Source organism: Mesorhizobium sp. M0983, assembly GCF_040318975.1.
In the GTDB taxonomy this organism is placed as follows: Bacteria; Pseudomonadota; Alphaproteobacteria; order Rhizobiales; family Rhizobiaceae; genus Mesorhizobium.
In genome coordinates this window covers 647,894-660,868 of record NZ_JAMYNH010000001.1, presented here as the reverse complement: position 1 = coordinate 660,868, position 12,975 = coordinate 647,894, and the positions used below count along the sequence as shown (strand labels likewise).

At 62.3% G+C, this 12,975-nt stretch carries 18 protein-coding genes; 4 read left to right on the top strand and 14 right to left on the bottom strand.

What is annotated here, in order from left to right:
• Window positions 1-321 precede the first annotated feature (321 nt).
• The 3 genes from NKH71_RS03450 to NKH71_RS03440 form a co-directional block, all read right to left on the bottom strand.
• Complete coding sequence (locus tag NKH71_RS03450; RefSeq protein ID WP_352495394.1) at window positions 322-1,185, bottom strand: DUF2497 domain-containing protein; 864 nt, start codon at window positions 1,183-1,185, stop codon at window positions 322-324.
• A gap of 198 nt (window positions 1,186-1,383) precedes the next feature.
• Complete coding sequence (locus tag NKH71_RS03445) at window positions 1,384-2,775, bottom strand: TolC family outer membrane protein (protein WP_023720047.1); 1,392 nt, start codon at window positions 2,773-2,775, stop codon at window positions 1,384-1,386.
• A gap of 186 nt (window positions 2,776-2,961) precedes the next feature.
• On the bottom strand, window positions 2,962-3,630 hold the full coding sequence (locus NKH71_RS03440; RefSeq protein ID WP_352894408.1) for a protein-L-isoaspartate O-methyltransferase family protein: 669 nt from the start codon (window positions 3,628-3,630) through the stop codon (window positions 2,962-2,964).
• A 250-nt stretch (window positions 3,631-3,880) separates the two neighbouring features.
• Between NKH71_RS03440 and NKH71_RS03435 the strand changes: the two genes are divergently transcribed.
• On the top strand, window positions 3,881-4,240 hold the full coding sequence (locus NKH71_RS03435; RefSeq protein ID WP_352894407.1) for a thermonuclease family protein: 360 nt from the start codon (window positions 3,881-3,883) through the stop codon (window positions 4,238-4,240).
• Here the strand turns inward: NKH71_RS03435 and NKH71_RS03430 are convergent, their stop codons facing one another.
• Both NKH71_RS03430 and NKH71_RS03425 read right to left on the bottom strand, forming a co-directional pair.
• The gene (locus tag NKH71_RS03430) at window positions 4,241-4,648 is read right to left on the bottom strand and encodes a hypothetical protein (RefSeq protein WP_352894405.1); all 408 of its coding nucleotides are present in this window, start codon (window positions 4,646-4,648) and stop codon (window positions 4,241-4,243) included.
• Entirely contained in the window at window positions 4,605-4,943 is a 339-nt protein-coding gene (locus NKH71_RS03425) for a hypothetical protein (RefSeq protein ID WP_352894403.1), read from the bottom strand. Before NKH71_RS03425 ends, NKH71_RS03430 begins: the two co-directional genes overlap by 44 nt.
• 71 nt (window positions 4,944-5,014) lie before the next feature.
• Between NKH71_RS03425 and NKH71_RS03420 the strand changes: the two genes are divergently transcribed.
• Window positions 5,015-5,446: a hypothetical protein gene (locus NKH71_RS03420; RefSeq protein WP_352894401.1), complete on the top strand. Its 432-nt coding sequence runs from the start codon at window positions 5,015-5,017 to the stop codon at window positions 5,444-5,446.
• 8 nt (window positions 5,447-5,454) lie between these two features.
• Here the strand turns inward: NKH71_RS03420 and NKH71_RS03415 are convergent, their stop codons facing one another.
• The gene (locus tag NKH71_RS03415; RefSeq protein ID WP_352894399.1) at window positions 5,455-6,285 is read right to left on the bottom strand and encodes an ATP-dependent DNA ligase; all 831 of its coding nucleotides are present in this window, start codon (window positions 6,283-6,285) and stop codon (window positions 5,455-5,457) included.
• 140 nt (window positions 6,286-6,425) lie between these two features.
• Between NKH71_RS03415 and NKH71_RS03410 the strand changes: the two genes are divergently transcribed.
• The gene (locus NKH71_RS03410) at window positions 6,426-6,611 is read left to right on the top strand and encodes a hypothetical protein (RefSeq protein ID WP_352894397.1); all 186 of its coding nucleotides are present in this window, start codon (window positions 6,426-6,428) and stop codon (window positions 6,609-6,611) included.
• A gap of 2 nt (window positions 6,612-6,613) precedes the next feature.
• Here NKH71_RS03410 and NKH71_RS03405 read toward each other — a convergent pair whose 3' ends face one another.
• The 6 genes from NKH71_RS03405 to NKH71_RS03380 all read right to left on the bottom strand — a co-directional run bounded on the left by NKH71_RS03405 (window position 6,614) and on the right by NKH71_RS03380 (window position 9,777).
• Window positions 6,614-6,940, bottom strand: a complete 327-nt coding sequence (locus NKH71_RS03405) for a hypothetical protein (protein ID WP_352894395.1) — start codon at window positions 6,938-6,940, stop codon at window positions 6,614-6,616.
• Between the two features lie 132 nt (window positions 6,941-7,072).
• Entirely contained in the window at window positions 7,073-7,285 is a 213-nt protein-coding gene (locus NKH71_RS03400) for a hypothetical protein (protein WP_352704871.1), read from the bottom strand.
• A 50-nt stretch (window positions 7,286-7,335) separates the two neighbouring features.
• The gene (locus NKH71_RS03395) at window positions 7,336-7,848 is read right to left on the bottom strand and encodes a hypothetical protein (RefSeq protein WP_352894393.1); all 513 of its coding nucleotides are present in this window, start codon (window positions 7,846-7,848) and stop codon (window positions 7,336-7,338) included.
• A gap of 13 nt (window positions 7,849-7,861) precedes the next feature.
• A complete protein-coding gene (locus NKH71_RS03390) occupies window positions 7,862-8,191 on the bottom strand; it encodes a hypothetical protein (RefSeq protein ID WP_352894391.1) in 330 nt (109 codons plus the stop codon).
• A gap of 168 nt (window positions 8,192-8,359) precedes the next feature.
• Window positions 8,360-8,656, bottom strand: coding sequence for a hypothetical protein (locus NKH71_RS03385; RefSeq protein ID WP_352894389.1), 297 nt, complete (start codon window positions 8,654-8,656; stop codon window positions 8,360-8,362).
• Window positions 8,653-9,777, bottom strand: a complete 1,125-nt coding sequence (locus NKH71_RS03380) for an N-acetylmuramidase domain-containing protein (RefSeq protein ID WP_352894387.1) — start codon at window positions 9,775-9,777, stop codon at window positions 8,653-8,655. Before NKH71_RS03380 ends, NKH71_RS03385 begins: the two co-directional genes overlap by 4 nt.
• A 128-nt stretch (window positions 9,778-9,905) precedes the next feature.
• Between NKH71_RS03380 and NKH71_RS03375 the strand changes: the two genes are divergently transcribed.
• Entirely contained in the window at window positions 9,906-10,625 is a 720-nt protein-coding gene (locus tag NKH71_RS03375) for a GDSL-type esterase/lipase family protein (protein ID WP_352894386.1), read from the top strand.
• On the opposite strand, the gene NKH71_RS03370 is transcribed toward NKH71_RS03375, so the two are convergent.
• On the bottom strand, window positions 10,622-10,996 hold the full coding sequence (locus NKH71_RS03370; protein ID WP_352894384.1) for a hypothetical protein: 375 nt from the start codon (window positions 10,994-10,996) through the stop codon (window positions 10,622-10,624). The two genes, NKH71_RS03375 and NKH71_RS03370, sit on opposite strands and share 4 nt — an antisense overlap.
• 16 nt (window positions 10,997-11,012) lie before the next feature.
• Window positions 11,013-12,971, bottom strand: coding sequence for a hypothetical protein (locus tag NKH71_RS03365; RefSeq protein ID WP_352894382.1), 1,959 nt, complete (start codon window positions 12,969-12,971; stop codon window positions 11,013-11,015).
• Window positions 12,972-12,975 lie beyond the last annotated feature (4 nt).

The window sequence follows — 12,975 nt, the reverse complement described above, 5'->3', positions numbered from 1 at the left end:
CGCCGTGTGTCCGCCGCTCCGCTAAACACGGGGGCTGCGCGGCGGACACGCCGACGTCACAGCTACTGCCACGCCATTTTTGCAGAACTTGACGCACACAACTCCTGCAGGCGTAGCTGCGATCGTTGAGAGGCCGGAGGGACAGCACCCCCCTCTGCCCTGCCGGGCATCTCCCCCGCAACGGGGAAGATTGGATGCTTCGCCGATGGCGCCTGTCGGCAGGGCGGATGAGGGGCAGCGGCGATTTCGACACCGGAGGGGTGGCGTCCAAACTCAATAAAGACGCCGCCTGGAGACAGCCTTTGGTCCTGGTTTCTGAACTTACTGCGCGCCGCGCGCGACGCGCTCGATTTCCTCGCGCACCAGCCGCTCGACCAGCGTCGGCAGGTTGTTGTCTAGCCAGTCCTGCAGCATCGGCCGCAGCATCTCCTCGGCCATCTCGTCGAAGGTCTTCTTGCTGCGGCTGGCAAATGCGTCTGAAAGCTCGCCGAAGGCGGCGGCAACCTGCCGCCCCGTATGTTCCGAAAGGATCGCCGGCCGAGAGTACGGCGCCTCGCTGGCCGCCGAACTCGCCAATCCCATTTTCGAAGGTCCCGGGCCGATTTTCGAAGGTTCCAGGCCGCTTTCCGAAGACTGCGGCCCATTTTCAGAAGGCTCCGGCGCAGGTCCAGCAGTCGCCTCGTCTTCGAAAACCTCGGCTTTTGGCCCGGCGTCCGGCGTCCGGGGTGGCTCGGCCCGGTCCGGTTTGGCCATCGCGTCGCCGACCGCTGCGATCTCGCGCCGCCAATCGGCAATGATGGTGTCCGTCGTCTCGGCAGCCTTGGCCGTCGCAGGCCGATCCGGCTTTGCGGGCGGTTCGGGAGCGGTGTTCACCTCAGCCAGAGTGACCGGCGCTTTTGCCGGGCCGGGACGCACTTCCGTATACGCATTGACGGGCGCGGATGATGGCTGCACCTCGGCCCGCGTGGCCGGCTTGGCGATCTCCAGTCCGCCGCGCAGTTCGGAACGGAACGCATCGCCCTCCGCTGCCCGTCCGGCTGCCGGCGCCGGTTGCAGATCCTGGCGCAGCTCGTCCGCGTCGCCCGGCTGCTTGCGGCCGGTATCGCTGTCCTCGATGATCCTTCTGATGGAAGCCAGTATCTCTTCCATGGAAGGTTCGCGCTGTACGCTGCTTGCCGTCGCCATCGTCACATCCGCCGCCCTTGTGACTCGTTCTCAGATTTCCTGTCCGGCAATGCCGGATTCGAATCATGGCGACAGCGTAACCGACGGAACGCCCTGCGAGAATCCCCAATCTGGCGACATCTCGGATTTCAACAGATTAGGGTCGGGAGTGGAAGCCCGCGCGTCGTTCGAGCGCGGGCTGAAACCACGGCCTGGCGATCAGCGGCCGTCCGGCGTGCGCAGGCCGATCCACTTGTCTTTGACGGCGTTGTAATGCTCTTCCGGCCTGTACTTCGTCACATTGAGCGCAAGGCGGTCTGCCGACAAATGGCCAACCGCCGAGAGGATGGCATAGCTTGCCACCACCACGTCGCGTTCGGCACTGGCAAGATTGATCTTGGCGGTGATGACGGTCGCCTGCGCATTGAGAACGTCGAGCGTGGTACGCTGGCCGACATTGCGCTCCTCGATGACGCCGTTCAAGGCAAGTTGCGCGGCGGCGACCACCTGCCGGTTGGCCGTGACGCTTTGCTGCGCGGCGGTATATTGCGTCCATGCCGATGTCACGGCCTGGCGCACCTGGTCGCGACTCACGTCGACTTCGATCCGCGCCTGGCTGAGCGATTCCTTGTTCTGGCGCACGGTCGCCGAGGTCCGTCCGCCGGAATAGATCGGCACGGTCAGTGTCGCGCCGATGTTCGCCGACGTCCTTGTACCATCCTGCGATGCCCCAAGGACGCCCGGAACCGTGTTGCGATAGTCGCCGGAAACGCCGGCGCTAGCCGAAAGCTGCGGCAGCAGCGCGCCTTCGGCCGATTTAACCGAAAACGCCGCCGCGTCGACCAGATGCTCGGTGGCGAGGATGGCCGGATGTTCGGCCGATGCGATCGCAATCGCTGCATCGAGACTCGACGGCAACAGCTTTGACAGCGGCGAAGCCGGCCTGAGCCTGCCCGGCTCGTCGCCGACGATCTGGCGATAGGTCGCAGCACTTGCCAGCGCTGTCGCGCGGGCGGCGCTCAACTGCGCCACCGCGGAGGCGCGCGAAGCATCGGCTTGCGCGACGTCGGTGCGCGTGCCTTCGCCGACCTCGAAGCGCGAACGCGCCGCACGCGCCTGCTCGGTCAGGAATTGCAGATTCTGTTCGGTCAGCACCGCGATCTGGCGGTCGCGGATGACGTCCATATAGGCACTTGCCGCGTTGAACAGGGTGTTTTCTTCGGTGTTGCGCAGGCTCTCGACCGAGGCGCTGACCCGCGCTTCAGCGGCCGCGACATTGTTCCTGGTCTGAAAGCCGTCGAACAGGGTTTGATTGATCTGGACGCCAAAGTTGCCGGTAGTTATGCGTGCGGTTCGACTGGTACCATTGACGTGGGTGCTGGTGTAGTCGATGTCCGCGGAACCGGTGATGGTCGGGCGCCAGCCGGACTTGGCGATTGCAACGCCCTCGTCGGTGACGCGGACGCCGGCGCGTGTCGAATTGAGCGAGGAATTGTTTTGGTAGGCCTTTGAAAGGGCCCCGATGATCGTTTCGGCCGAGGCGACCATTGGAGAAAGCGCGGTCGCCGAAACGAGGACAGCGGTAAAAAGCAACTTGCGTACAGACGGCACGTTATATTCCCTCATTCGTTTTGCACGGGAACTGCGCCACGCTGGCTTCTCCTCTGATCAGCCGGCGCCGCGTTTTTTATCGTTCCCCCGCTGAAAGCCCCCAAGAAACACCCGGTTATGCAGATCAGCAACGATTGTTCAAACGCAAGCGATCATGACAACGCCTTCGCTGCAAGGCAAAATCACTCAGAATTCGAAGGCGGGAATGCGTTCAAATCCAGGTAGTGGCTTAATTGCCGCATTAAATGCGCGTCTTCCCGTTACAACCCCTCCAGTCTTAAAAAAAAGCCGGGCTACGCCCGAATTGCCCTGCCCCTCCACGGCGACGAGTCGGCCGCCTTCGGCAAGCTGGTCGAACAGCGCCGCCGGCACCTCCCCGCCGCTGCCGCCGCACAGGATCACGTCGTAAGGCGCCTTGGCAGAATGGCCTTGCGGCAGCGGCCCCTGGACCACCGTGACATTGCCGCAACCCAGCGCGGCAAGCGTCGAAGTGGCGGTTTCGGCCAGCGCCGGATCGCTTTCCAGCGCAACCACGGACCTTGCCAGCCGCGACAGGATCGCCGCCGCATAGCCAGTGCCGCAGCCGACATCGAGTGCCGAAGCGCTTGGGCCGATATCGGCCAGTTGCATCAGCTTGGCCAATGGCGACGGTTCCATCAGATAGCGCGGGCCGTCGGCCGTATCGGCAATACGGATGTCCTCATCGATATAGGCGAGATCGCGCTGGCCGGCGCCGACAAAGGCCTCGCGCGGCACGACAAGCATCGCCTCGAGCAACGGCGCGCTGGTCACGTCGGTGGTGCGGATCTGGCCGTCGACCATCTTCACCCGGCGTTCGGCAAAATCAGCGCTCATGTTCCAACCATCCGCTTGCCGCGCGAAGGCCGCGGCTGTTTCGACCGGAACTGAAGCCCCCTGGCGCTGACGCGCGGGGGCTCGGGCATTGGAGGCCTCGCCCGGAGCCCTCGTTCCGTTCAGTTTCATTCTATTAGCGGAGGGTGTGGCAGAGTCAAATCCCACGGTCAACCAGGGCTTTCTGCAGCAGAGTGCCACACCCTCCTCAACAACATGCTAACAACGACGCAACAGAAGGATCGAACTCTGAATGGAAAAACTGTTGTTGGTCGCGCTGCTCTCCGGCTGGCCTGTCGTTCTCGACGGCGACACGATCGTGCTCGACGGAACGCACATCCGCGTTGCCAATATCGACGCGCCGGAGATCCATGACTATCACTGCGACGCCGAGCTGCGGCTCGGCATGGCGGCCAAGCGCCGGCTGGTTGAGCTGCTGAACAGCGGCCCGGTGACTGTGCATCCCGGCGATCCGAAGAGCGGCCGTCTGACGGACCGCTATGGCCGCACGCTGGCGACGATCGACGTCGACGGGCATGACGTCGGCGAAATCCTGATCGGCGAAGGCCTGGCGCGGCCGTGGACCGGCAAGCGCCGCCCCTGGTGCGATTAGTTAGCGCCAATCCGCCTTGATGACATAGCGCGTGTAGGCGCGCTCGACGCCGGCGACCGCTTCGTCTTTGTCCCCGACTGTTCCCCTCGCCCCGCCTTCAAAGCATGTCCAGAACCAGGTGTCGGCGCCAGGGCCGTGTACCGTCTTGAATATCCGCCCGACCGCATCCTGCTGAAACAGCGCGGTGAAGTCGAAAGGCGGCGTCTGGCCGCCGATCACCGTCCGCGACCAGTCGAGCCAGACGCGGGCGCCTCGCCCGTGCACGAACTTGAAGGCGTCGTCGCGATCCTTGAAAGTATGCAGCACCGTGCTGCCGTCGACGACCTGGAAGCCGCGGTGGTAGGCGAGGCGAACTTTCAGGCGATCAATCACCCCGGAACCGCTCAGTGGTCCAGTGGATTTTTCCATCGATCTTCATCGGCTTGTGGATCATCAGGCGCTTGGGAAGGTGCTCCGGATGCACCTCGAGCAAGGTGATCTTCACCGTTGGCTTGCAGCGGCTGCAGTCGAATCTCAGCTTCAGCGGATCAGCGCCGCCGCCATAGACCATCATCAGGTCGGCCGAACGACAGTAGCGGACATTGCCGCAGCTGCACTCGGCCTTGACGAGCATGTTGTGCCGGGTCGCTTTGCCTAGCGTGTCAATCGGATCGTGTGCCATGAGAACAGAAAAGGAACATTTTCCTTGCTCGTCAAGACACATTGTGGAATCTATCGCCAAGCTTGGGTACGATCGCAGATTGCGATTCGCGGTGGTGAGGGGATTTCAGAAAAATGACTGGAGAATATGACGGTGTGTATTCCGTCGTCGCAAGCGCAATCGGCGGCTCGTCAATCGCAACAATAAAGATCAAAGATGGTCGATTGGTCGGCAATGATCTCTCCGGCTCAAGATACCAAGGGACGCTTGCGGGAAACGGCGACGAGACGGTGACCTTCGATCTCGAGGTCAGTATGCCGCCCAACGTTTTCGGGATCTGGGGCACATCCGCAAGCGAAACGGTTCAAACACGGGCCATATCCGTGCCGTTGCCGGCATCAGTTTTCGACGGCATACCTTTCAAAATACCAAGCTTCGAAATGATACTGATTTTCCGTCGCATTTCGGAAGACTATGCCAGCCTCGCAGGACCGGATGGCTTCCAAATTTTAATCGGAACTCTCGCTGACGTTCAAAAATCATGGGAAGCTTTCGATAATCGTTGAGTAGCGCTTCAGTCACGCTCTCTGAAGTCGAGCAGCGAGGCATGGCGCAATTCGTCCTCGCCGCGCAGGAACTTCACCCGGCCGACGAGACCGGGCTTGATCCATCGCGCCTTTTCCTTCGGCAAGCCTTTCGGAGGCGGCGCGCCGGCCAAAGTCTCGGCGCGTTTGTATAGCCGGTCGCGGACCTCGCGGTTGATGGTGATGAAGGCGCCGCCGATATACGTGCCATGGTCGGCCATCAAGGCCATTGCCGGCTTGCCGGCCTCGCGCTGGATACCGATGATGTCGAACTCGGCCACGTCATAGCACTTGGCCTTCAGCCAGTTGGTCGTGCGGCCGCTGCGATACTTGCTGTCGATGCGCTTCGACACCATGCCCTCGAGGCCGGCCTGGTCGACCAGGTGATAGATGGCGTTCGCCTCGCCCGGCAGCGCCTGGCTGAACTGGATGCGGATGCCGGGCGGAATGAGGCCGGCAAGAATCTCGCGGCGTTCTTCCAGGGTCATGTCGCGCAGATCGTGGCCGTTGAGGTGCAGCAAGTCGAAGGCGACGAAATAGAGGTCGTGCTGGCGCTGGAAAATCGCCGACCGCAGTGCTCTGAAATGTGACAGGCCGGCCTCGTCGAGCACGACGATCTCGCCGTCGATGATGGCGTTCTCGACGTAGAGCCCCAGCGCGGCCTTGGCCAGGTCGCGGTATTTCGACGTCCAGTCGAGACCGCTACGGGTGTAGATGCGGGCATTGCCGTCGATGACGATCTGCGAGCGGTAGCCGTCGAACTTGAACTCGTGCGACCATCCCTCCCCCTGCGGCGGTTTTGCCACCAGGGTCGGCAACATCGGCGGAATAAACCCCAGCCGGCCCCTGCCGGCAACCACTGGCTTGCGCACCCAAAGGAACTTAGGTCCGCCGGATATATTAGCCAGAGTGCACAGAAGGTGATTTGGCAACAAAAGGCCGTGCTTAGCGTTGCGGGTGAATGAAGATCAGAACCGACAACATCGCCACCGGCTACAAGGGCAAGCCGCATTGCGGGCCGGTGGAGGACGAATCGAAGCACTTCGTCCATTGCCCTGTCTGTGGCCAGACATTCGACGCGCGCGATCTTGGCCAGGTCTTTCACCATGCCGAGCCGGAACATGATCCGCTTCCGGTCGAGCAATAGCCCTAGTTCAGCGCCGGCGGCCGGCCGGGCCTGAAGCCCTTCAGGGCTGCGGCAATGCCCATCATCACCGATTGCTCGGGATAGTCGAGCATGCGCAGCGTGTCCGGATCGTCGCCGACCACGCCGCAGATCGGCAGCACCTGGTAATCGCCGTCGAACGGCGTGGCTTCGCCATTGGCGAGAAAATCGTATTCCGGGAAGCAGCCCTTCAGGAAAGCCTCGACCTCGCGCAAGGCGACGTCGGAGCGGGCGCTGGACGGCGCCAGGACGACGAAGCTGTCGACGGCGTCGCCGGCCGGCAGGTCGGAAATATCGATGGCGAGATGCATGAGAACCCCTTTGGATGTTCTCATTCCGTTCATGGTCCGGCGACGTTGTCAATCCCGCCCCGCCAAACGCAAAATAGCCCGCCGCACCTTTCGGCGCGGCGGGCGATCATAATGCCGGCGTCGGGAAGATGATCAGCTGGTCGCGGCGGCCTTCGCAGCCTCGATCTCCTCAGGCGTGGCCTGGCGCTCGAACACCTCGAACACCGAGGGACCGCCGTTGTTGTGCGGAAGGCCGAACGACTTTTCAGCCGGGAAGCCTGGACCCACCGTGCCGGACTCGACGCCGTTGATCTTGATGGTCGAGACGTAGTTGCCGTTGGTGTTCACCTTGATGGTCGTGGTCATGTAAGTGTTTTCCTTTGGGAGATTTGCCCGGAGCCGCCGGGCGCGGATTGCTAAGGCGCTTCCGGGGTCAGCGGCGTCAGCGTCGCCGGCGCCGGCACGATGTCGAAAGAGACGGTCGGCGCCGTCACCTCGATCGGGAAGGCCAGCTTCTGCATGACGTTGCAGGTGTAGGTGAAGCGCGCCTCGTAGTGCGCCCGGCCGAGCGCGGTGGCCAGCGGAATGGTGATCGAGCGCTGATAGGTCTCACGGCCCTCCGGCGGGTAGCCGTCGATCAGCGGCCGGCGGCCGACAGTGTAGGTCGATGGCACATGCACGATGCCATCCGAATCGGTGACATAGCGCTCGACTGTCGCGGCGCAGATGCGGTTCTGGATCACCGTGTACTGGACATCGAGCACGCCGCCCTGCGGCACCTGCGGCGTCAGCACGCTCGCCGTCTCGAAGACGATCGGCGGCTCGCGGTCGATCAGGATGGTGACCAGCCATGCCAGCAGCACGGCAAAGGGGGACGCGACCAGCGCGGAGCGCCAGTCGAAGGCGCGCGTTCGTTCCAGAACCGTCATTTGGCCAGCACCGTCATTTGAGCGACCTCAGGTAGGGCGCCAGCAGCGCCCAGAGCTGGTTCAGCGCCACCAGCACGGCGGCAAGCCCGAGCACGAATTTTGGCGCCGAGCGCAGCGTCTTGTTGAGGATCACAGAGCGGGTGACGATCCGGAAGCCTGCCTCCCACTTATCGTCGGGCAGCTTCAAAAACTGGTCGAGCCGGTCCATCTGCTTCCTGGACAGATGGCTGATCTGGATGATCCGCTCCCGCTCTTCCTCGTTCCAGCGCGCCACCATTTCGATGGTGCGCTTGTCGAGCTCCCGCCAGCGCTGCGGCAACAGGAGCGGATCTGTTTCTGCCATCGTACCCCGCCCATTCAGGATTTCAGTTCAGCGCGGCGTGCCGAGCTCGCCTTGGTGTGGAAATCGCATTCGGTCGTCCTGTAGAGGCCGATGGCGCAGCCTGGCGCCATGGTGCGGTCGATGCGGCTCTGATCCTCGACCGTCTTGCCTTGCGCGCCCGCCAGGCTGTTACCGAGGGCCGAGCGAAGCGCTGGAACACCGCTGACGCCGGAAGTCCCACACCCCGCCAGCAGCAAGGCAGTTGTCAAAAGAACGGCTGGCTTCGATGCCCTTGCGTATCGCATCCTGATTGTCCTTCTCGATCTGGATGCGGACTTCCTCCGCGCCCTTGTGCTTGACGTAGGCATAGACGCCCCATGCCGCGCCCGAGGCGACGACAATGGCAGCGCCGATGGCAATGAGGTTGGCCAGCGCGTGGCTGACGCCCAGCCGGCCGGCGACAAGCGTGATGATCCAGGCCATCATGCCAGCACCGCGTCAGGCGCCGCGGCCTCGGCGTCGATCGCGATGTCGCCCTCGTCGGTGCGGCGGCTCTTGAACCAGCCCCACACCGCGTAGGCGGCAAGGCCAAGGCCGATCAGGCTGGAGCCGGCAAGCAGCGCGTTGGCGACTATTTGCGCCGTGTCGGCTTCGATGCCGGTCAGATAGCTTGCCGTCTCGGCGACCTGGTCGCGCGCCGCTATGATCAGCACCAGCACGCCGCCGCCCTTGGTGGCCTCCTTGACCTCCGGCACCTGGCTGACCAGCTGCTCGCCGGGCTGCTCGGCCGCACTCTGTTTCCATGCATCGAGGCGGCGGAAGGTCTCCGGCCCGGCGACGCCGTCGGCGGTGACCTTCTGCGCCTTCTGGAAATCGCGCACCGCATCGCGGGTCGACGGGCCATAGTCGCCGTCGACGTTGACGGCATAGCCGGCGCGCGCCAGCAGCGTCTGCAGGTCGCGAACGCGGGCGCCGGTCGAGCCCATGCGCAGCATGCCGGTCGAAGCCGACACCGGCTGCGCGCCGCCGCTGAGGCGCCGATAGGCCGCCGCCATCTTCAAATGATAGCCCTGCTTCTTGTAGGCAGGGCCATTGTAACCGCGGGCGAAGGCGACAAAATCCAGCCGGCGCAGCTCGTCGGCCAGTCCGAACTTGTCGATGAAGCGGGCCATGATGTCGATCTGGCCGCCGGCACCGCTGCGCGCCAGCTTGATCATGTCGTCGACGCTGGCGAATCCGAGCTTCTGCCAATGCGCCGTCATCACCTGGCCGAGGCCGATCGAGAAGCTTTCGAGCGCGGCCTGGCGATCAATCCTGGCCGCGCGCGCCAGCAGCATCCAGCGATCCGCCTGCGATGCCGGGTTCTTCACCTTGCCGGCAACCGGGCTGGCGAGGCCTTGGGCGCGGGCAATGGTGCGGTTCGTGGCATTGAGCCGCGCATCGAAATAGTGCGCCTCGAAACGGATCAACGGCTCCTGCTTGCCCTTGACCATGGCGAACACCTGGCCGTTGCTCTCGACCTCGGCCACTGCTTGCAGTGCGGCAGGCGAGCATTTGAGCCGACCGGCAAGGCCATCGATCGCATGCCGCGTCGAAGCGTCGAACATGGGAAGTCCTTTCGGCCCTCACGGGCAGGTTGAGATATTCACGGAATTGGTGTGAGGACTTGGCGGGAGGAAGATTGACTTTTCCCGTTATAGGTGCAACTTGCCGGCGGGCTTGAGGGGCATTCAACGTGAAGAAGAAATTGATCGTCGGCGGTATGCTGTCGGCAGTGCTTGCTGCGGTCTTCGCCTCAGGCTACGCGGCGGCGTCTTCCGAAGGTAGCCCGATTTACCGCTTGGTTCGGTCTGTCTACCTGTGGCAACGAACCACCGACATATCCAAGAACGATCACTGGCGAACAAAGGTCGACGAGTTCAGCCACTATGACGGCCATGCCGAAATCGTCATGCTCGGCGATTCCCTCACCGAAAATGCCCTTTGGCAGGAGCTCTTCCCTAAGCTGTCGATCATTAACCGGGGCATATCCGGCGATGGGGTTGCGGGTGTCCTGCTTAGGCTCGACCAAATTACCGCTGCCCGGCCGCAGATAGTTTTCATCATGCTCGGGGTGAATGACATTCGGGCGTATGCCGATGCTGATGACGTTGCAGAAGCCTATGGCCACGTCATCAAGGGTTTGGCTGGCGTCGACCAGATCGTAGTGCAGTCGACGTTGTTCACGAGCGGCGAGGCCAAGAATAATGCTGCCATCAAACGCCTGAATGACGCGCTTGCGGTCCTATGCGACAGCGCACCGAACTGCCGGTACCTCGATCTCAACGCCCTGCTTTCCAAAGACGGTGCCCTACAGCGAGATTTCACGATTGACGGTCTCCACCTGAATGGGAACGGCTATCGCGTTTGGGCGAGCGAGATTGGGCCGCTGATGGTGCCGAGAACAGGCGTCTAGCGCTCTGTCCACGACCACGTTGGGTCGATGGCCAAAATAGCCGCGCGGAGAGCCTTAAGCTCATCGGAGGGGCCGTAGATACTCCCCAGCCCCGGCAATGTTGCCCAGCCCTCCCACGCCTCTTGCGTCGTGTCGTCCCGTCCGTCACAGTTGGCCATATATTCCGCGACGGCCATCTGTACCGCAGCAGCCTTTGCGCAGGCGAGAAGGACGGTCTCACGGGAAACCGTGGCGGCATTGAGGAGCCGAGCAGCTTCCTCAAGGTCGATATGGCCATCCACTATGACAGAGTTGAGGGTGCTGTCGTCATACCAGTCGCCATCCTCGACCGCCTCGCCAAGTGCTTCTGACAGATGCTCTGCGGTAATCATTTCAGGTTCCTCGAATTCACGCCGCCAGGCCGAGCAGGGCAGGCATATCCGGGTGTTTCATTACGCGGATCACCTTGCGACGGCTCCAAGTCGTGCCGGCCGGCACGAGAACGCCATTCGTCTCGTCGCCGCCATACATCCGCTGGTAGACCTTTGCACTGAGGTCGTTGCGATCCCATGACTGCCACAGGCTGCGGGTCGTCTGGAACGAAGCGCCCGGGAAGAAGCCCGTCCAATCGGGCTCGTTCAGCGGATAGGCCATCGCCGCATAGTCCGAATTGTAGAAGCACACCCCCCGTTGGTGGCCAGGGATCGGCGTGACCAGATTGCTGCCGGGCAAGCCTGAAATGTCGCCAACGCCATCAAAGGCGACCTTGTTGTAGCCGCCGCCGATGCCTTGCGTCCCGGCAAGCGCGTTGGGAACGTGCAGCATAGTGCCGTAATCGACATGCACTTTGACAGGTGCCGTGGTGGTTATGACCTCGCTCGGCACGTAGTAGGAGCCGAAGAACGTCTGCGTCCATGCGACATTCGCAACAACGCTTCCATCGCTCGGCGCCAGCAAGTTCGATTGCATCGTGATTTCGATGATCGAACCGCTCCATCGCTGGAATTGTGTGGCAGCGGCGTAGTTTATGACAACACCATCCACCTTGACCGTGAAGCCGGTGGGCGCGCTTTCATGGCCGTGCGTTCCGCCGACGAACTCCTGCAGGCCGAGGGCATCGGTCGACTTTCGCAACTGAATGGCCAGCTCGAGGTTTCCAGTTCCGGTGCCCAGGCTGTTGCCGAACTGAGCGACGCTGGTGGGCGAAAGCGACATATCCAGAATGTCGAACTCGTCGGTAGCCGGATTGCCAACTTGCGTCTCGTCGACCGCGAAGCCTCCAAAGTCGTAAAGGCGGTAGTCAGTAGAGGCCGCATTCTTCGTCGTTTTCGAGGTGACGTGCAGGTAGTAGGTGCCTTTTGGCAGTCCGCTCGCCACCTTCATCCTGGCGAGCACGGTGGATGTCGAATAGGTGTCTTTTTGCGTGGCGTCGTAGGCCCCGATCTCGACACCGAGGCTGTTGTAAACCTTGAACACGGCAATGCCGCTGGCATTGGTGGTGACGTATTGCCAGTCGATGCGGGTGGCGTTGTCGAAGCGTTCGACCCTTACCGTACCCGATGGATAGGAGCGGACGGCGTTGACGCCGGCTATCGACGTGACATCGACGATCCCATGAACACCGACAGCATCGAAGGCAATGGGCGCGTACCCGAGCAGGCCGCCCTGGTACATCCGAAATCCAGCGGGATTGCTCGCGTGAACCGTTTTCTTAACGGTGTAAGTTTTCGCCGGATCGACATTTGCACCTGGGATATGGGCTAGCCCAGATGATTGCCCCGCCCAATTGATTAGCTTGGTCGAGGGCAACAGGTAGTCACCGGCTGGAATTTCAAAGCCAGTGCTATTATCGGTGATTAGTACCGACTCAATGCCGCCGTTACTGGTGATTGCACCTCGGAACACTATTCGCGAGACCCCCGTCACTGTATACGTGACGAAATCTCCGATCGTGGAGGAGTATTTAATGTCCGGAACACCAACGATAGTGGTCGGGCCGACAAATGTTCCGGTGTACGTACCGCTGCTAGTTCCCTGCGTGAGGATCGCTGCCTGCCCTGTCGTGCCGGTTGCCTTGTTCGAGGCGAGCGCCGCGACAGCTGTCGTGGCGTAGAGGTAGCAGAGCGTGCACGCCAGCGATCGGGGTGCGCCGAGATTGGGATTTAGGGTATGAAAGCGGTTGCTGACCAGGTGGCGCCACCATTCGACGCTGCCCTCGCCGTTCTGAACGAACACCGCATATTCGAGATAGGTCACGGTCCGCAGGTTCTGCAAAACCACCTTCGAGCCCTGCCCCAAACTGCCCGCGACGATACGATCGAACTTGCGCGCTCGACCCTGCGGAAACGGGACTGTGATCGCGTTCATTCAG